The sequence below is a fragment of the Lacticaseibacillus chiayiensis genome (assembly GCF_004123795.1).
Lineage (GTDB): Bacteria > Bacillota > Bacilli > Lactobacillales > Lactobacillaceae > Lacticaseibacillus > Lacticaseibacillus chiayiensis.
In genome coordinates, this window is record NZ_MSSM01000021.1 from 73,503 (window position 1) to 92,588 (window position 19,086).

The 19,086-nt window shown below is 48.0% G+C and carries 12 protein-coding genes; 2 read left to right on the plus strand and 10 right to left on the minus strand.

Annotation, left to right across the window (positions count from 1 at the left end):
* Window positions 1-54 precede the first annotated feature (54 nt).
* Window positions 55-630 (minus strand): SLOG family protein, encoded by a 576-nt coding sequence (locus BVJ53_RS08780; protein ID WP_129302084.1) that lies wholly within the window; start codon window positions 628-630, stop codon window positions 55-57.
* Between the two features lie 66 nt (window positions 631-696).
* Between BVJ53_RS08780 and recU the strand changes: the two genes are divergently transcribed.
* Window positions 697-1,323, plus strand: coding sequence for a Holliday junction resolvase RecU (gene recU, locus BVJ53_RS08785; RefSeq protein ID WP_129302085.1), 627 nt, complete (start codon window positions 697-699; stop codon window positions 1,321-1,323).
* Window positions 1,316-3,637 (plus strand): PBP1A family penicillin-binding protein, encoded by a 2,322-nt coding sequence (locus BVJ53_RS08790; RefSeq protein WP_129302086.1) that lies wholly within the window; start codon window positions 1,316-1,318, stop codon window positions 3,635-3,637. The genes recU and BVJ53_RS08790 overlap by 8 nt, the downstream gene beginning before the upstream one ends.
* 181 nt (window positions 3,638-3,818) lie before the next feature.
* Here the strand turns inward: BVJ53_RS08790 and BVJ53_RS08795 are convergent, their stop codons facing one another.
* From BVJ53_RS08795 to BVJ53_RS08835, 9 genes are all read right to left on the minus strand, one after another.
* Window positions 3,819-4,283, minus strand: a complete 465-nt coding sequence (locus tag BVJ53_RS08795; protein ID WP_129302087.1) for a deoxycytidylate deaminase — start codon at window positions 4,281-4,283, stop codon at window positions 3,819-3,821.
* Window positions 4,280-4,933 (minus strand): endonuclease III, encoded by a 654-nt coding sequence (nth, locus tag BVJ53_RS08800; RefSeq protein WP_129302088.1) that lies wholly within the window; start codon window positions 4,931-4,933, stop codon window positions 4,280-4,282. The genes BVJ53_RS08795 and nth overlap by 4 nt, the downstream gene beginning before the upstream one ends.
* A 67-nt stretch (window positions 4,934-5,000) precedes the next feature.
* Window positions 5,001-5,621, minus strand: coding sequence for a DnaD domain-containing protein (locus BVJ53_RS08805; RefSeq protein ID WP_129302089.1), 621 nt, complete (start codon window positions 5,619-5,621; stop codon window positions 5,001-5,003).
* Between the two features lie 53 nt (window positions 5,622-5,674).
* On the minus strand, window positions 5,675-6,973 hold the full coding sequence (gene asnS, locus BVJ53_RS08810) for an asparagine--tRNA ligase (protein WP_129302090.1): 1,299 nt from the start codon (window positions 6,971-6,973) through the stop codon (window positions 5,675-5,677).
* A gap of 30 nt (window positions 6,974-7,003) precedes the next feature.
* Window positions 7,004-8,179 (minus strand): pyridoxal phosphate-dependent aminotransferase, encoded by a 1,176-nt coding sequence (locus BVJ53_RS08815; protein WP_129302091.1) that lies wholly within the window; start codon window positions 8,177-8,179, stop codon window positions 7,004-7,006.
* A gap of 52 nt (window positions 8,180-8,231) precedes the next feature.
* Complete coding sequence (locus tag BVJ53_RS08820) at window positions 8,232-8,723, minus strand: cell wall elongation regulator TseB-like domain-containing protein (RefSeq protein WP_129302092.1); 492 nt, start codon at window positions 8,721-8,723, stop codon at window positions 8,232-8,234.
* Window positions 8,724-8,914: 191 nt separating this feature from the next.
* Window positions 8,915-11,695 (minus strand): helicase C-terminal domain-containing protein, encoded by a 2,781-nt coding sequence (locus BVJ53_RS08825; RefSeq protein WP_129302093.1) that lies wholly within the window; start codon window positions 11,693-11,695, stop codon window positions 8,915-8,917.
* Window positions 11,696-11,738: 43 nt separating this feature from the next.
* Window positions 11,739-15,449: a helicase-exonuclease AddAB subunit AddA gene (gene addA / locus BVJ53_RS08830; RefSeq protein WP_129302094.1), complete on the minus strand. Its 3,711-nt coding sequence runs from the start codon at window positions 15,447-15,449 to the stop codon at window positions 11,739-11,741.
* Window positions 15,446-18,985 (minus strand): PD-(D/E)XK nuclease family protein, encoded by a 3,540-nt coding sequence (locus BVJ53_RS08835; RefSeq protein ID WP_129302095.1) that lies wholly within the window; start codon window positions 18,983-18,985, stop codon window positions 15,446-15,448. Before BVJ53_RS08835 ends, addA begins: the two co-directional genes overlap by 4 nt.
* Window positions 18,986-19,086: the final 101 nt, after the last annotated feature.

Here is a 19,086-nt window from a genome sequence, read left to right on the forward strand (position 1 = left end):
CCGACACACCTCATTGTTTTCATGGAACCAGACTAACAATTAGCTTACCATATCTCAATCGTTTTGAAAATGCTCATTTTCCGCTTCTGCCATTTCCTGTGCGGTTTCTTCCAAATCATCCATCGTAATCAACGTGACTGGATAATCACGCCGATTCGCCATATCCTCAGCAGCTCGGTAATCCCATTGCGGCTTACCGGGAAACTCTGGATCGTAAACAATCACTGCAGCATCTGTGTGCGCTGTCATGAACCGTGTGTAACCTTGTAACTGTGCGGGGCGTTGATAAGGCACCTGCGAAACCGCATCGGAAAAATCAACTTGCTGACGTAATGCTGCCAGTTGGCCTTGATTGTCTTCATTCCACTTTGAACCGAAGTCCGTAAACGGCAACATCATCGCAATTTTAAAGTCAGGATATAATGGCTTCAGCGTTAAAGCGACCTCGATTGACCATTGCTCAACACCTAATTGACCGCCCGTAATCAACCAGTTCAAACCTTCGTCCAGATACTGAATCAAGGTGTTTTTTAATGAAGTTTTAAGGACTTTTAGCTTTGGGTCCTCATTGCCAAAGACGTTAAGCTCATAGGCACGGTATCCGGTCATCCATAATCGTTTTCCAGCCATGATTTTCCTCCAATCATTAGGTCAATGCGGTTGATATTGGTATAATAGCGCCAGGAGTGTGATCGTATGACCATTCGTTATCCCAATGGTAATCCATACAAAGACGGGACGCAATTATCGCCGGATCCCGTGGCGCGTCCGACCATTTACGGCGGGCGTGGGATGACATTAGAAGAAGAACTTAATCTCAGCAATCAGTATTACCGCAGTATTGACAAGGCTGTTGTTTATAAAAAGCCAACGCCTGTGCAAATTGTGAAAGTCGACTATCCCAAACGTAGCCAAGCGGTGATCCGCGAAGCTTACTTCAAGACTCCTTCAACAACAGACTATAATGGCGTCTACCGCGGATATTACCTTGACTTTGAAGCTAAGGAAACCAAAAATAAGACAAGTTTCCCGCTTAAAAATTTTCACCAACATCAGATTGACCATTTTCGCCGCTGTTTGAAGCAAAATGGTATCTGTTTTGTCGTCATTCGGTTTGCCACGATTAAGCGGCTGTTTGTTTTTCCGGCAAGTCGCTTAATCGCGTGCTGGGATGATCAAACCAATGGTGGCCGTAAATCAATTTCTTTAACAAAAATCATTCAACACGGATTTGAACTTCATCCGCAGTTGCAGCCAGTGGTGCCGTTTCTTGACGGCGTTGACTGGCTGATTGAAACGAAAGTAGGTAATTTGCGTGGCTGATAATCAGAACATGTCGCGAATGGCGCGACGCCGCGAAGATAAACTCACTAACGGACCCAAGCCGCCCGAAAAATTGTGGCGGCGTATTCTCAAATGGACCTTGCTCGGATTGCTCGCCCTTTTCATTGGAGGGGTTGGCTTGTTTTCTTGGTATGCCAAAGATGCGCCTGAGGTGACACAGGCTAAGCTGGAGTCAGGTGGCTCCAGCACCATTTATGATCGCAGCGGAAACGAAATCACGACGTTGGGGCTTGAAAATCGCGACTATGTCAAAGCCTCAGAGATTCCACAAGAACTAAAAGATGCTGTTGTGTCGATTGAAGATCGCCGATTTTATGATGAAAAGTTGGGCATTGATCCGATTCGAATCATTGGCGCTGCTTTTAACAACCTGACAGGTACCAGTGACGGTCTTCAAGGTGGATCAACCTTGACGCAACAACTGATCAAACTCTCGGTTTTCAGTACCAAGTCTTCTGACCAGACCTTACGCCGCAAAGCCCAAGAAGCTTGGTTGGCGATGCAGGTCCAACAAAAATATAGTAAAGATCAGATTCTGGAGTATTACATCAACAAGGTCTACATGAATTATGGTCAGTACGGGATGAGCACAGGTGCTAAGTTTTATTTTAATAAATCGCTTAAAGACCTGACGTTAGCGCAGACGGCCTTTATTGCCGGCCTCCCGCAAAGTCCTGTTGGTTACGATCCATACAAGTATCCCCAGAAAGCGACTCAGCGCCGTAATGCCGTCATTGACGCTATGCTGCGAGACAAGAAGATCACAGCAGCAGACGCTGAAAAGGCTAAGGCCACGCCGATCACTGATGGCTTGCAACCGAAACATCAGCAGACCAATACGACGACTAATGATAAGATTATCGATTCGTACCTCACCCAGGTTATTTCCGAAGTGAAGAAGAAGACTGGCCTGAATCCGTATACCGATAATCTGGATATTTACACCAATATCGACATGAGTGCCCAACGGCGTTTGTATAACATTGTGAATACTGATGAATATGTCGATTTTCCTGACAATGCTTTCCAGACTGGTGTGACGATGACTGATCCAGACAATGGTGAAGTGCTGGCACAGATTGGTGGTCGCAAAACCGGCGATGTCCGACTTGCTTATAATCGAGCGGCGCAAAATACCCGTAGTAATGGGTCAACGATGAAGCCATTAATGGATTATGGGCCGGCAATCGAATATTTGAATTACTCCACTTATGAACAGATGCTGGATGAGCCATATAAGTATCCGGGCACCAATATTTCCTTATATGACTGGGACAAAAAATATCTAGGCCGTATTTCCATGCGGACGGCATTGGAACAATCGCGGAATATTCCGGCAGTCAAAACTTTAAGCGCCGTTGGTATGACCAACGCCGTGAAATTCCTGAAAGGCTTGGGTATTGATTTACCAAGCTCGGAGCAGTATCTCTCAAGTGCGATTGGCGCGTCAGTTAACACTGTTCAAGAAGCCGGCGCTTATGGCGCATTTGCAAATGGTGGTACCTATTACAAGCCGTATTACGTCAATAAGATTGTAACCGCTGACGGCAATACGCAGACCTTCAACAGTCAAGGAACGCGTGCTATGAAGTCCAGTACCGCGTATATGATTACCGACATGCTGAAAGGTGTGCTGACCAAGGGTACCGGGAAAGCAGCAGCTATTCCCGGACTCCACCAAGCTGGAAAAACCGGGACCACTGATTACAGCGATGCCGAACTTAAACAAAATCCGGCTTTAAATGCAACAGGTATTGCCAAGGATGCCTGGTTCACCGGTTATACCCGTAATCGAGTCATTTCGGTTTGGACAGGTTATGATAAGCCGATATCGCACGGGATCACTTATGCTGAACAGGAAATCTCGCAGAAAATATACAAAGCCCTGATGAGTTATACCTCACAGAATCTGGATAATCCTGATTGGACCAAACCGGATACGGTTGAATCGTTCAATATTCTTAAAGGTAGCAACCCAGGCACTGCCATCACAGGCAGTTCAGCCAACACGACCAAAGAGTTATACGTTCGCGGTCATGGACCAAGCAGTCGTAAAGCAGTCGCCGAATCCTCATCTTCTAGCGAAGGTTCGGAATCCTCTAGTTCGCATGCGAGTGTCGAAAGTTCAAGCACCGAAGTTTCCGCAAGCGCCGAATCGAGCGTTTCAGCACCAAGTGTCACAACACCAAGTGTCACAACACCAAGTGCTTCGCAAGCTTCACAAGAAGAACCAACTTCAAGTAGTACACCTTCATCGGCAAGTAGTGGTGGCTCCTCTGGCGGTAATCGGTAAGGCATTTAAACTGATGCTTGAGTACTAAAAAAGTCGACGCACGGCCGAACATTTTGGCGGTGCATCGACTTTTTTGACTTGGAAGCATGATCAAATTTTGCGCCTGTTCAAGTTTACACTTCATGTAAAAAGTCCCGATGCTTGATGTGTCTGCATCAAGCATCGGGACTTTTTTGCGACATTAATCTAGTGGTGCCAGGTGCAAGACGTCCAAATGATGTTGCCGCAACAACGCTTCGCCATATGAGTCATTGTGGTAGTCATGTGCATAAACAATGCGCTTGATCCCTGCTTGAATCAAAGCCTTGGTGCAGTTCAGGCATGGAAAGAAGTTCACATAAACGGTCGCGCCGTGGGTACTGACACCATTGGCCGCACATTGGATAATCGCGTTCATTTCTGCGTGAATCGTGCGAATACAATGGCCGTCGCGCATTAAGTGTCCTGCCTCATCACAGTGCGGGTCACCACTGATGGCACCGTTATAACCCGTGGCAATAATACGGTGTTCCTGTACCAAAACCGCGCCAACAGTGGCTCGCTCACAGGTCGATCGTTCCGAAACTTTTTGCGCAAGTTCGAGAAAATACTGATCCCAGCTTTCGCGATGAACCGTTCGTTTAGATGGTACAATTTTTTCTGTCAATTCTTCGCTGCCTCCTTAAGTGGCGCGTAATGCTCCGCCAGAAATGACCACTCGGAACCTTTTGGCACTTGTGGATCACGGGCTCGCAGATGTTCACGGCCAAAACGGATTAAGCTGCGATGCAATTTAATCCACGTGGACTTTGGCATTAAGTCTTCTAAGCGTTTCTGAATCTGAACTGGCGTTGCCTTGGGTGAAACCAATCCCAAACCTTTGACAATCCGACTAACATGCGTATCAACGGCCACACCCGGGATACCGAACGCATCACTTAGCACCACGGTGGCTGTTTTCTTACCAACCCCGGGCAATTTGACTAAATCTGCAGCATCAGCCGGAACCTGCCCGTCGTAGGAATGAACCAAAATGTGACTGAGCGCTTTTAGATGAGCCGCTTTCGTCCGATATAATCCCAACCGGCTGATTTTTTCAGCAATCGCTTCAACCGGTGCTTCAGCCATCGCTTCCGGGTTCGGATAAGCTGCAAATAATGCCGGCGTCACGGCATTGACAGCCACATCCGTCGTTTGTGCCGACAACATTACCGCGACCAAAATTTCAAACGGATTCGCTGCGTGTAATGTCGGTTCGGGATCTGGATAAAGTGCCATGATTTGGTCAAACAATTGCCTCGCCTCTGCGTCCGTCATGAATGTCCTCCTAGTTAGCTCTCAGTGCTTTTATCTGCTAAAAGTATGATGTGTTTTGATAGTGAATCTAAAGTTCCTGATGTCGCTTAATATCAGCTTGAACTTGTTGGGCAGTCTTGAGATGACGTCGTTCCCAGTTAAGCAAAATGCGATCCATATATTTCAGTGAGTACGCCGAATTCAAAACCGCCTCGCGTAATGCCAATAAAATGACCTCCGGCAGATAATGATCGGTGTTTAACCAATCGCGAATCATTTCCTGCTCAATCGGTGAAAGCGGCCGCCCAAATTCAATTTCGATTTGATTGAAGACATTGGTTTGTGCGTCGGTATTGGGTTGAACCATCGCCGTATTGTTGGCTTGTCCACGACTGGATACCTTTTCAAGTAACGAACTCAGATCATAATAATCGCGCATCCTGCCTTGATTGTCGGGAATGCTCTCCAGTACCATCGCCTTTTTTTGAATCAGTGTCTCAATAGCTGAATAAATCACATTTGGCGCTACATTCATCTGGGTGGCCAAAACTTTAAGATCCGGAGCCTGATGATGCTTAGATTGCCATTGATCCAAAAAAAGATACGTTAGAAACTCGGTTTGTGTCAAGCCTAATGCCGCATAATGATCAAACAGCAAGTTCGAGACGCTAAACTGACCAGCTTCAATGTAAGTCCTTAAATCAGTCATGCTTGAGTTCCTCCAAAAAAGCCGGCGCGTTGGCGTCCGACTTTTGCGTGCCATTACGGCTTCAAACGATTGATCATACGTGGAAACGGGATGGCTTCGCGCAAGTGATCCAGCTTGCAGATCCAGGTAATTGCTCGTTCCAGACCCAAACCAAAACCGGAATGCGGAACGGATCCATACTTGCGCAGGTCTAAGTACCATTCATATTCATCTAAATCAAGCCCGGCTTTTTCGATGGCAGCCTTTAACGTGTCATAATCGGTTTCACGTTCGGAACCGCCAATAATTTCGCCATAGCCTTCAGGTGCCAACATATCGGCACAAACATATTGCTGCGGATCTTCGGGATCTGTCAGCATGTAAAACGGTTTGATGTTTTTTGGATAATTCAAAACAAACACTGGCTGATCAAATTGGTCCGACAGATAGGTTTCTTCTGGCGAGCCAAAGTCATCACCATACTTAACGTTCATTCCGGCATCCTGCAGCATTTCGATGGCTTTTTTATAGCTGATGCGTGGGTATGGGAGCTTGGTGTATTGTTTGAGGACTTCAGGATCACGACCGAGCAAATGCAGCGGATAAGTGCAGTTGTCTAAGACTGCCTGAACTAAGTAAGCAACGTAACGTTCCTGAACCTTGAGACTTTCTTCCTGATGACAAAAGGCCATTTCCGGTTCGATCATCCAAAACTCGGTCAAATGACGGCGGGTCTTGCTTTTTTCCGCTCGAAAGACGGGTCCACAAGTGAAGACTTTGCCGTAAGCCATGGCGCCTGCTTCAGCATACAGTTGGCCGGATTGGCTGAGATAAGCTTTCTTATCAAAATAATCGGTCTCGAACAGTTCTGTTGTCCCTTCTGGTGCCGAGTCGGTTAGAATTGGCGGGTCCATCTTGATAAAGCCTTCGTTGTTGAAAAATTCAAACGTCGCCCGGATCATTTCGTTACGAATTTGTTGAATCGCAAATTGTCGCTTGGATCGTAGCCAAAGATGACGGTGATCCAGTAAAAATTCAATTCCGTGTTCCTTAGGGGTAATCGGGTAATCTTCAGAGTCACCGACAACTTCGATATCGTGAATTTCAATTTCGTAGCCAAAATGACTGCGACTGTCTTGATGAATGACGCCGGTGATCCACATGCTGGATTCTTGGCGTAATTCTTTGGCAAGCTTGAAAACTTCATCAGACACATCGGCTTTAGAAACAACACCCTGAAAATACGCCGAGCCATCGCGTAACTGAAGAAAAGCAATCTTGCCCGAGCTTCGTTTATCAGTCAACCACGCGCCGATTTTCACTTCTTCATTTACATGTTCCTTTGCATCAATAATGCGAATCTTTTCGGTCATGCCTTAACTCCCCATTTTAAAAGTATAAAATTATTTCCGTACAAATTCCTGAATGCGCCGTGCTGCTTCACGCAGACTGTTAAGATCTTTACAATAACTAATTCGCGCATGATCCGGCATTCCAAAGGCGCGGCCCGGAACGATCGCAACCCCGGTTTCATTCAGCAGTGCGCTGATAAAATCATCAACGGTTCCATAATGGCTTAATTGCGCTGCCCGCTTAATATTCGGGAAAAGGTAAAATGCGCCTTGTGGTTTCTCACCCATTTCAAAACCCGGAATTTCGGCTAACAGATTATAAAAAAGATTGAGCCGTTCTTCAAACGCCTGGCGCATCTTTTTGACAACGGTTTGATCACCGGTAAGCGCCGCTACTGCAGCGTATTCGGAAACGGCTGCCGGATTAGAGGTGGTGTGACTAATGAAGGTTGCCATTGCTTGTATAAGCTTTTCTGGACCCGCCGCATAGCCGATTCGCCAACCGGTCATGGCGTAAGATTTGGAAACCCCTGAAACTAGAACGGTATTATCTGCGATGTCAGGATCAATACTGATCATAGATGTATAGGATGTGCCGTTGTAAATCAAATCTCGATAAATATCATCAGTGACCACCAGAATGTCATGCTTTAAGGCCCAGTTGCCAATTAAGGTTAATTCAGTGCGATTATAGACGACACCGCTTGGGTTTTGCGGCGAATTGATGATCAATGCGCGCGTTTTTTCCGTTCGCGCGGCTTCAAGATCATCAACGCTAACTTTGTGGCCAACTGCTGGCATGACCAAGTGTGGAATACCGCTGGCTAATTTAATCTGTTCCTCATAGGAAACCCAATACGGAACAGGAATTAACACCTCATCGCCCGGGTTCAGATAAATCTGGAATAAGGCGTATAAAGCAAATTTGGCCCCAGTGGTCGCAACGATCTGGCGCGCCGGATAGCGAACCCCATCCTGAGCAAAAATTCGATCACTGATAGCCTGTTTTAATTCCGGAATACCGGTAGCTGCCGTATAAAAGCTGGCATTACCGGCTTGAATGGCAGTAACTGCCGCATCATCAATGGCTTTTGGTGTCGGAAAATCCGGCTGACCGATTGATAAGTCAATGACATCAGCGCCTTTTGCCTTCAGTTCCTTAGTCTGATTACTTAATGCTAATGTCGCAGATGGTGCAACGTTGAGGATTCTTTTTGCTAAATGCACGAGGGCGCCTCCTACAGTGTCGACACCTCTCAGGATGTCGAATCATGCTAATTTATAGATTTTTGATCGCGTTCAGCTGTTCGCCGCTGCGAAAACTGTACGTCACGTAATTCAGTTTACCAGACTTTGACAGATAGCCAATATCCCAAACGAATTCCGAACCACGTTTACCTAAGGAAGCGTTTAAAATCTTCTTCGGATTATTGGCACTAGTCGCTTGTTGAATTGCCTGTTGCCGGGTGATGCCGGATTTTTGGTTTAAGATATCGACTTTGCCGGTTTTTTGCTGAATGACGACATAGACGGACTTGTTCTTTTGCGTTTGTCCAGCAACGCTTAGGTAACTTTTATCGCGGTTATACCACCAAAAGCCGTTAATCGTTTTCAGATCGGCCCGATTGGTGGCAATTCGTTCGGCTTGGCTGCGTAATTGCTGATAAGGCGAAATACTTCTAGCATAAATACCGATAACAGCGATGATGAGTACGATGAGGCTGCTGATCAAGGAAAATTTTAGCCAATCAAAACGTCGATGACGCCGCATGGATTGTTCCCTCCTTTGTCGGGTGTGAGTGCAGGTGAGTTTGGAAAAGATCTTTTGGGTAAGTTGGCCGATGCTGCTTAAACGCGTTCGCAAGCCCAGAAGCCTGCACATAAGGGCCTCAGCCTTAAATGGCCAAAGCCCAGCCATTTAAGGCTGAGGCCACTTATGCTCCGGCTTCTAACCGGGCTTGCTCACGCTCTTAACCACATTCCAATATACGCCTGCATGTCGTTTAAGGGCATGGTCATTGGTTTAATATTCGGTAAGGATTTTTGCATCTTTTTGCCGTATTGCGTGGTGATGAAGCGTGGGTCCAGGATGACGAAGGCGCCGCGGTCGGTTTCGGTGCGGATGAGGCGACCGAAACTTTGACGTAGGCGGAGGGTTGCACGTGGCAGTGCATCGTCGGTGAAAGGGTCGCCGCCGTTTGCTTTAATTTGGGCATAGCGTGCCTTCGTGATAGGTGCTTCCGGTGCGTCAAATGGTAATCGGGTTAAGATGACCATTTCGAGTAATCGATCAGGATAGTCGATGCCTTCAAAGAAGCTCGCTGCGCCCAGCAATAAGCTCTGTTCGCCGACTGCAAAGCGCTTGGCAATTTTTTCCGCCGAGCCGGTCACGCCCTGCGCTAACAGTTCTTTGTGGTCGGCAATGGGTCGATGAACCAGTCGCTGATAAACCTCTTCAATTATGGTCAGAGAGTTGAACAGGACAATCGTTTGGTGGTGATTATCGGCTAGCTGCTCAATTGCCTGAGCAAGATAGTCTGCATACGCTGACGCAGAAACCTCACTGGCATTTGGCGCATCGGTTGCCACTAACACTTTGGCCTGATCGCGATAATGAAAAGGGCTGCGAAGTTTTAGGAAACTCGTTTCCGGCAACTCGCGGTAGCCTAATTGACGAGTTAAAAAATCAAAGGATCGGGAAGCCATCAATGTTGCGCCGACAAAAACCGGTGCCGTAAATTGACGAAGTAACTGTTGCACCGCGGCGCCGACCTGAAAAACATCCCAACTTAAGCCTAAACTTGCCACATCTTTCACTTGACTTAAGGTGATTGACGCAACTGCAGCCCGGCCGTTGATCAGTTCCGGTAACCGCCGAAGCATTTCCTGCAATCGCGCACGTTGATCAGCCAAACCCATGCGCAATGCCGCCAGTGCCTGAAAACGTTGACCGTCACTTTTTAAAAAGAACCGCGGGCGTTGATTAAAATCAGATGTCAACTTATCAGCTGTGACTGTTAGCCGACCTAGGACTTTGATTAACCGTTTAACTTTGTCTGACTGGGTTTGACGCAGCCAGTCAACAGCGGCTGGATCCAGACTTAAGCTGACAAAACCGGATGTCGCCGTTGTTTTACCGTGGAAAAAGTGCCGGTAAACGTCTTGCTGCAAAGCCGTGACGATTGTTTGGGCCGTTTCCGTTAACTGATGTAGTTGCTGCAAAATGAGTTGCATCGCTGGCTCACTTTGATAGATCGCAACTAAGGCGTGAGACTCATCGGGATCGCTTAACTGCCATAAATGCCGCAACTGGCGGCGCAAATGGCCTAACGCTGTATGTTGAGCAAATGCTGCTGCCGTGTTATCCGCAAAGTGCTGTGCTTCATCGATCACTAAAAACGGATGCCCATCAGCAAGTTGCTCGGCATGACGCGACAGAAAGGCATGATTTGTCACCACAATCACCGCTGCGTCCATGGCCGTCTGTAGCCGCCGATAAAAATCCAACGTGTAAAACGGATTGGTAAATGGCGTTCCGACATCGCCGGTATGCCGAATCTGCAAAAATAACGGCGCCCGATAAGTTGTTAGATGCAACTCATCCAAATCACCTGTTGTTGTCTGCGTCAGCCAAACCAGTAATTTCATTTGCAGTAACTGGGTCTGTCGTGTCGGGGCTTCCTGATGCAGGCTGTTAGCAAATTTATTTAGATCAAGGTAATGTTGCGGGCTTTTAACCTCCACACTTGGCACCGTGCGCCCCAGCAAGTCGTTAAGTGCCGGAATGGCTTTGTGCATGAGCTGGGTTTGCAAAACTAAAGTTGGCGTTGCAATCACCAACTTGTGCTCGGGGGTAGCAGCGTAAGCATAAGGTAATAAATAGCCTAACGTCTTCCCTAACCCTGTACCGGCTTCTACAAATAACGGTTGCTCAGGTTGATGCGTATGCGCAAAGATGGCATCCATCATTTTAGCCTGCGCTTTGCGAAACCGATAACGCGGTTGCAACAGATGCTTTTTAGTTAAGTCGGTTGCCGGATAAGCTCCTGAAATTGCAAAGTCAGTTGTCGGTGTCACGGGGCGCCGCAATACCAGCGAACCGACTTGAACATAGGCTTTTTGAAGCGGTTTTAGCGGTGTCGCGATCAGATTGAGGTAATTGCCGGTTTCCCGAATAAAACCGCCGCGATGCCGAATCAGCGCTTGCTGGGTCGGACTAGGCAATTTCTGAAATTTTTTGGTTAATTTTAATAATAATTTTCCGGTGCTGATCGCGTCACTGTCGGCTTGATGCGGATTATCGTGTTGAATGGCAAGATAGGCAGTTAAATCACTCAGGCGAAAACTGCTGATTTCCGGCAGCAAAACTTGCGCCAGTTCAACGGTATCAATGGCTTCCAGTTGCAATTTTGGTAAACCGACCCGTTCAAATTCCGCATTTAAAAATGGATAATCGAAATTAACGTTATGCGCGACAAAAACCGTGTTTGTCAGCAAATCGTGTAAGACCGGTGCCACCTCGTCAAAATACGGGGCTGCGACTAATCGATCGGGATTAATCCCCGTCAGCCGTTGAATGGTTTGCGGTACCGAGCGATCAGGATTAACCATTTGTGAAATTGTTTGAATGATTTTGCCATGGCGCAATAAGGCGCATCCGAACTGAATCATCCGGTCGCCATCTTTGACGCTGGTGCCGGTTGTTTCCAAATCGACCACAGCAAACGTGGTGTCAGCATTCATAAATTTTTATCCATTCCCGTCTAAACATACTGCGTTTATCATACTATTTCCCGATTGGATTCGCCACCAAATCAACAATCGTACCGGTCCGCAACAAAACCAGGTAACGATGGTTAACCGGCTTGGCTTGTAGTCGGGTTAGCGCCTGCGCATAAAGGTTCAGTTGACCGCGATAACGCGCCACTAATACTTCGGGATTAGGTTCGTGATCCGTTTTATAATCGAAAAGTGTCACCCCATCGGTATCACTGACATAACCGTCAATGATCCCGTGAATCAGAACATCTTCGCCGGGATCATCCCTCATGCCTTTAAATAACCGATCTGCCGGCAACAACATGGAAAACGGCACTTCCCGATGAACCTGCTGCGGTTTGGCCTGCATCAGACGACCCAAGTCAGTCGCAAAAAAGCGCACTAATGTTGACAAGTCAATGCGGGCAGCTACTTCCTTAGAGATGGCGCCCGTGGTTATCAGATGGCCTCGTAGTTCATCGAGACTTGTATGCGTCACTGGATGTGTCAGGTCTACCAACTGCAACAACAAATGGGTTGCTGTGCCGACAGCAGTCGCACTGACGCCACCTGCCGATTTGGTCAGAAATACCGGTGCAGTTAAATCTCCTAGTGGCGGTTGTGGTCCCAAAAACCGATCGGCGCTCACCAGTTCCATCGTATCGGGATCATCGAAGGCGCGTTTGATTTCAGAAACACTTTGGAAGCCGGCCGTGGTGGTAGCGGCCTGATATGGATACTGCTGCTTAAACCAGCTGCTTAAGTCAAGCGAAGGCGTTTCAGACGGAGCCGACTTTGTGGTAGTGATCGCCGGTTTGATTTGCGGATTAACTTCAATTTCAATGGCAAATTCGGTTGGATCGCCGATGAGAGCCGGCTTCACGGTGGTTTCGGCTAAACCTTCGACTTGGGGATGGCGAATCAGTGCCGGACCGATCCAATCCAGGTAATTCGTTGCCGCGCTGCGAACTTGGGGAGCCAGTACCAGTTCTTCGCCTTCAGCTTCTTTAGCCCATCTTGCCACCGTTTTGTCGGCAGATGTGAGTTGCTGTCCGCTCATCGTTGCCCCAACAACGTATAGGCGCTGCTGAGCGCGAGTTAAGGCAACATACAGTAGCCGCATTTCTTCAGCAAGCATCTGATTCTGACGAGCGGCTTTTGCGGCCTGATATTGTGGCAACTCATATTCAACTCGGGTTTCCGGATCCAACCACTTAACGCCGATGCCATTTTTGGTCAAAATGGCCGCGCCACGTTGATCACATCGATTAAAATGTTTATTAGTTTGCATGACAAAAACGACCGGAAATTCAAGGCCTTTACTTTTGTGAATCGTCATCAATCTAACCGCGTCTTGATCTGGATCGACTTGCGCCGGTGTGGCAAGATCCTGATCCTGTTTTTGCATGAGAGTGATGAAATGAATAAAGGCAAACAGGCCCTTAAATCCGCCTGATTCGTATGTTTGGGCTCGATCAATCAAAGCTTGCAGATTGGCCTGACGCTGACTCCCCCCGGGGGTTCCGCCAACATAATCGAGAAAACCCGTTTCTTGATAAATCGCCCATAACAAAGTCACAAGGTCGTTTTCCCGTGCAAGGTCACGAAAATGTTTTAATTGTTGGAAAAATTGTGTCAGCGTTGCATGTGTCTGCTTGGCTAACGACGTGGACGGTGTCGTATCCAAAAAGGCAGTGACCGCATCATAGTATGGAACTTGTTTGGCTGCCAGGCGAATGAGTGCTAGCTGATCCGCTGATAGGCCAACTATCGGCGAACGCAAAACCGCAACTAATGGAATATCCTGCTTGGGGTTGTCAATAATCTTAAGCATTGCAAGCATTACCATCAGTTCAGTGGTTTTAAAGAAGTTTTTCGTATCCGCTACAAACAGCGGCACGCCGGCTGCGGCAAACTGTGTTTGGATCAGACTGTTCTGCGTGGTTTGTCGGGTTAACAAGGTGATGTCACGATAATGGATTCGGCGGTAACCCTGTTTCTTCCGGTCCCATAACTTCGCTTCCGGATTTTCAACCAACCGTTGAATCTTGGCAATGACCATTTGGGTTTGACCGGTGGCGACATCTAAAGGCTCATCATCGTCTTCGCTTTCAGGTAAATCAGGTGCGTCAATTTCGTCATCATCCTCATCAGATGTTGCCTTGCTGTATAACAGCATTTTAACCGCTGGATGGCATTCGCCGTAATCCACGGCTCCATACTTCAAAGCGGCACGATCATCATAGCTTAAGTCCCCCACCTCGGGATCCATGATCTGGCTGAAAATAAGATTGGTGAATGCTAACACGTTCTTGGTGGAGCGGAAGTTCTCTGCCAGAATAATCCGTTCGGGAGCGGTAGGATCGCTGGGTTGATCGGCGAAAGACTGATATTTGTGAATGAATAATTGCGGATCTGCTAATCGAAAGCCATAGATGCTTTGCTTAACGTCCCCCACCATAAAGCGATCACCGGGGTCAGTTGTGCTAACGGCAGCAAGCAGTGCTTCTTGCAGCGGGCTGATATCCTGATATTCATCCACCATCACTTCATCGAAGCTGGCACGATAATTCTCGGCAATCGGTGCACCAGTTTGGGGATCTTGTTGCTGCAGAATCCGTAACGCGTTGTGGGCGATGTCGCTATAATCCTGGACGTGGCGATCTGCTTTTTCAGCGGTTAGGGCTGCCAAAAACTGTCGCGCCACTTTTGTCAACATTTCCATCATTGGCTGAACTGTCTGTAGCAGATCCTTGATTTGTTCGCTTGTCAGCGCAAACTCCGGCGCAACTTGTTTTTGCCACATGGTTTTGGCCGCATCGCGTAACTGCTTAGCCGCTTTTTTGGTTGCTTTATCGTTGTCATCAAGCCCTTTCCTGGCGTTCGACCATGTTTCAAATTGATGATCGGCCAAAACGTCGCGGACTGTGTCATAAGTCGGGGCTGTATTTTCCAATAAATGTTGCAGTGGTGCCAGATCAGCGTCGATTTGGCGATGCCAGATTGGGTTAGGTAATTGATCGGCTAGGGCTGCTGCTTGGGTGAGATCCGTGGTCATTTGCAGTAATTTCTGTTTCATCCGCGGCCAGATCTGGGTGTTGAAGGTTTGCTCCCATGCCTCGGGTGCATACGGTTCGGCTAATTGATGCAAATAGGCTTCGGGATCTGTCGTTGCCGCAGCTTGACGCATTAACTCAAACATCAAATCCTGAAAGCCGCTATCGTCGCGGTCGCCGCTAAAATTGGCCGTTAACTGTTCAAAGGCGGCAGCATCGTCACCAGCATAGAATTGTTCGCGTAAGTCATTCCAAACGCGTTCCTGCAACATGTAACGTTCCGTTTCATCCGTGAGTAATCGAAAACCGGGATCAAGATCGATGACATAATAATAGGTTTGGACAATTTGCAGGCTAAAGGCATCTAAGGTACTGATTTTAGCAGCATTCACCAATGCAATTTGATTGGCTAAATGGCGGCGATCTTCAGCATTGAGTTCGTGCCGTTTTTGCGTCAGTGTCTGTTTTAAAGCTGATTGAATTTTGGTCCGCATTTCGGCAGTTGCTGCGCGGGTAAACGTGACGATCAACATTCTGGTAATATCAGCATGCTGCTTGAGGATTTTTTGAATAATCCGTTCAACCAACACCGTTGTTTTACCACTGCCGGCGGAAGCAGAGACCAGCACATCATGTCCGTGATGATCAATCGCTGCTTGTTGAGATGAAGTAAAATGCGTCATGATTGCGGTTTCTCCTTTTTAGAATCTGGTGTCTGCCTATGGTCCGTTGTGAGGCGGTTGACGACATCTTTCCGTTTTAATTTAGGAACATGATGATAATGGTCAAAGCCGGTTGCCGGATCAAAAAGCATGATACTTTGGTAATCACTGCGGCTGACGACTTCTGAGGATTGACCGTATTGAAAAGGTGCCAGGTCAATGTTACCAGCCAGAATCTGAGTGGCGGCATCGATAATCAGAGCTCGATTGTGGGCCAAATAAGCGCGTAAATCATCCGGCGTTAAAATATTCGATTGGCTACGATTGAAGCTGCCATCCTTTTTAAACCCCAACGGAGCAACCTCGCTGGCGCCGCCGCTTTCCGGTGAAATCGTGCGGTCAACCGCGGCCAGTTCGTCACCACTATTGGCAACCAGAAAACCCAGATATTTGAATTTCTTGAGGCGCTCAATAACCGGTTCCAACGTCGGCGTGTATTGAAGTGTCGGATCTTGAAGATGGAAATATAATGCCCCGGCCGGTACAAACGGCGGGTCGACAGGAACGTTCGTCATGGCTTCAATATACGTTAACATTTGCAAAGCAATCCCGTAATAGGCATCACTGTCGTTAAATCGATGCTGGGTACTCTTATAGTCAACAATGATAAAGCGGCGTGCATTCGGTTCGCGATGAACATCTAAGCGATCGATTTTGCCGCGAACGTTGACGCGCCCACCATGCGGCAACGGCCAGGATAACCCCGGCAAGCCTTTGGTGTCCCCGATTCGTCCAAATTGTAATTCGGTACGCATTGGGCGAAAACCGCTGCGTTGTTGTTGCTGGTGCATGTTGACCAATACTTGGATCAGCAGACGGCTTAAACGTTTGGTCAGATAGGTCATCCGATTGGTGCTGCCAAGAATCTCATATCCTGGTTGTTGAGCGATGTCGGTAACCAGTGACGGAACCGCAGCAGAGATGGCGGTTGGGTCAACATCTGCCAGTGCCACATGCTCGTCGCGTAGTTGGGTCAAATATCGATCCAGTACCGCATGGAACAGACTGCCTGTGTCGGCTGGTGAAAGTTCAAACTCCGGACGCGGTTGCAAGAGCAAGCCATACTTGAGAAAATATTCAAAGTGATTGAGATAATACGTTTCAAGCCGGGAAACCGAGACATTCATATCCCGCCCGTAAAGTTTGATGGCTAAATCCGGATCAAGGTGTCCTGGATCATTTTGGTAGGTTAAGCTACCGGCGAGGCGGCGGGATAATGTTGCCAAATCGGTTTGTTTCAGCGCCACCAAAACGCTTTGCCACGCTTGACTCAAGGGCAGTTTTTGTTGTTGGGCATTACCCGCGGCGCGCACAAAGTCACTCAACATTGCCCGCGGACTGCCTAAGACTGTTTCGACTGGCGTTGTCAGCGAAACCGGCGCCCAAGGGGTTGGTGTTAGGTGCAGTGCGGTTCCCATTTGCTGAAAATAAGGTGAGGCCTGATTCTCGCTGTTCTCTTGGGGGTTTTGGACCGGATAACTCAACGTCAATTCGTCTGACGCTGCCATAAAGCCTAGGTAGTTAATAAATGGATCGCCTAAAGTCGTTGCCGGTCCCTGTTCAGGCAAGAAACGATCATCCGGGAGCTGGGCAGCCAACAATTGGCGTTCTTCACTGTTCAACACACCGTCATCGGTTGGAACATCCGGCATGGCCGTATTGGTTGCGCCAATGACGAATACATGTTTTGTCTTCGCTAACCGCACCAAACCGGTTTCGGAGATGACAACCGCGTCAAGCGTCGCCGGAATCTGAGTATACGTAGCACTGGCAAATCCAGCCGCGAGCAATTCGTGAAACTGATCGCGGTCGAATTTAGCATTACCCAAAATAGTGACATAGTCGTCCAATAACGCCGTAAAAGTGATCCACGCCTGCTCATGCGCGCGGCTGCGGGTCAGATCACCCGCGTCACTGGCAGCTTGCCGCCAAGAGCGCAGTTGATCAACGACGCCATTTGTATCCAACCAGTGATACAGGCTGCCTGCAGCCTCCGCTCCTGTTTTCGCGGTCTGCCACTGTTTTAGCAACGTTGGTACGGTTTGGGAGATTAACGTTTTAATGGCATTGATCTGCGCGGTTTTAGCAGCTTCCGGATCCATCTGTGGGTCATCGGCGTCGGGATTGCGTTGAAAATAGCGCCATGCAGCTGGTTGTGTCCACCGTCGCTTACCAGCAATGCCCGTCCGAACCAAGTGATTATCCGTTGTGTCAACAGCATCTCGGAATTCGGCCAGTGTCATTCCTTTCGGCAGCAATAGTTCTGTGTGCAGCAGACGCATGACATCCTGATACTGGTAATCGTGTTTTTGAATCGCAAACAGACTTTCCATTAAGACAACTAACGGATGGTCTTTCATCGGTCGCTGTAAATCGGTAAAATGTGGGATCGAGAACTCAGCAAAAATTGCTGGAATCACGGTTGCATAGGGTTCCAGTCGTCGTGCCAAAATCAGGAAATCTCGATAACGCGCACCGTGACGAACCGCACGATAAATGTGCTGAGCCACATGCCGAAGCTCCTGATACGGATCGGTTGCAATTGCCAGATGAATTTGCTCGGACGTTTCTGGATTCGAAACTGATCGTGGCTGTAAATCAGTATTTGCTTCCCACCAATTTGCAACTTGCTGCATGCCACGACTGATTTGACGGGGTGCCGCAAACCGATCCGGGCGAACCGGAACTCGCAATGCTTTTGCCTTTTGATAAAGTCTTTGGTAAAGCCGGCCAGCGGGTAAAAATAAGTTAGGAGCAACTGGTGGATTAAGCGGATATGGCTTATTCAGTACTAACCCGATCGTCACTTCGGCAGCCGTTTCGAGCGTGGTTTCGACTAACGCAGACTCAGATGCAGAAAACACGTTAAAATGATTGAGATAGATAAACGTATGACTTAAATCCTGCGTACGCATAGCTTGCTGCAAGCCACTCAGTAAACTTGCGGTCGTGGCATAAGGGCCGATTTCGGCTTCGTACTGATCAAGAATGATCCCCAAGTCGCGCAACTTCGCACGATGCCGATCACCGGGAGCCAAGGCTGATACCGTATGCATCAAATCTTCAGCAGTGATACGGCCGATCATCAACTCGCTTAATTGATCGGCAAGTTGCGTCACAAAGCCGGTGTGTTGCGCTTCACCGGCATAAATGGTTAAATCTTCTTGCCGATCAGCCAGAATTTTGGCAACCAACATGGTATTGCTTGCCTGATCAAGCCGTGGTTGTTGATAAATCGGCGTATTTTTCAAATAAAACCAGGCCAGCCGCGAAAATGACAGTACTTGCACCCGACTCTGAGCATATGCATCCATCTCGCCTTGTTGCAATTGGCGCAGGCGTTTGAGAAGATCGATTTCTGCTTCGAATTTAATATGGTTGGGCACTAAAAAGAAAATCTGATTTTGCGGATCAGCAGCGAGTTGTTCTTGAATCATGGTCGCCATGGTTTGCGCATGATCCCTTGTTGCGTCACCTAAAATAAACTGCAGCCCCATGCTGTGCCTCCTCGACGTTTCAATCAATGGTGATGATGACTTATGCTTTAGTCTAGCATAACTAAGTAGTGTCCGATCGGCGTTTGCGCTATCATAAGTAA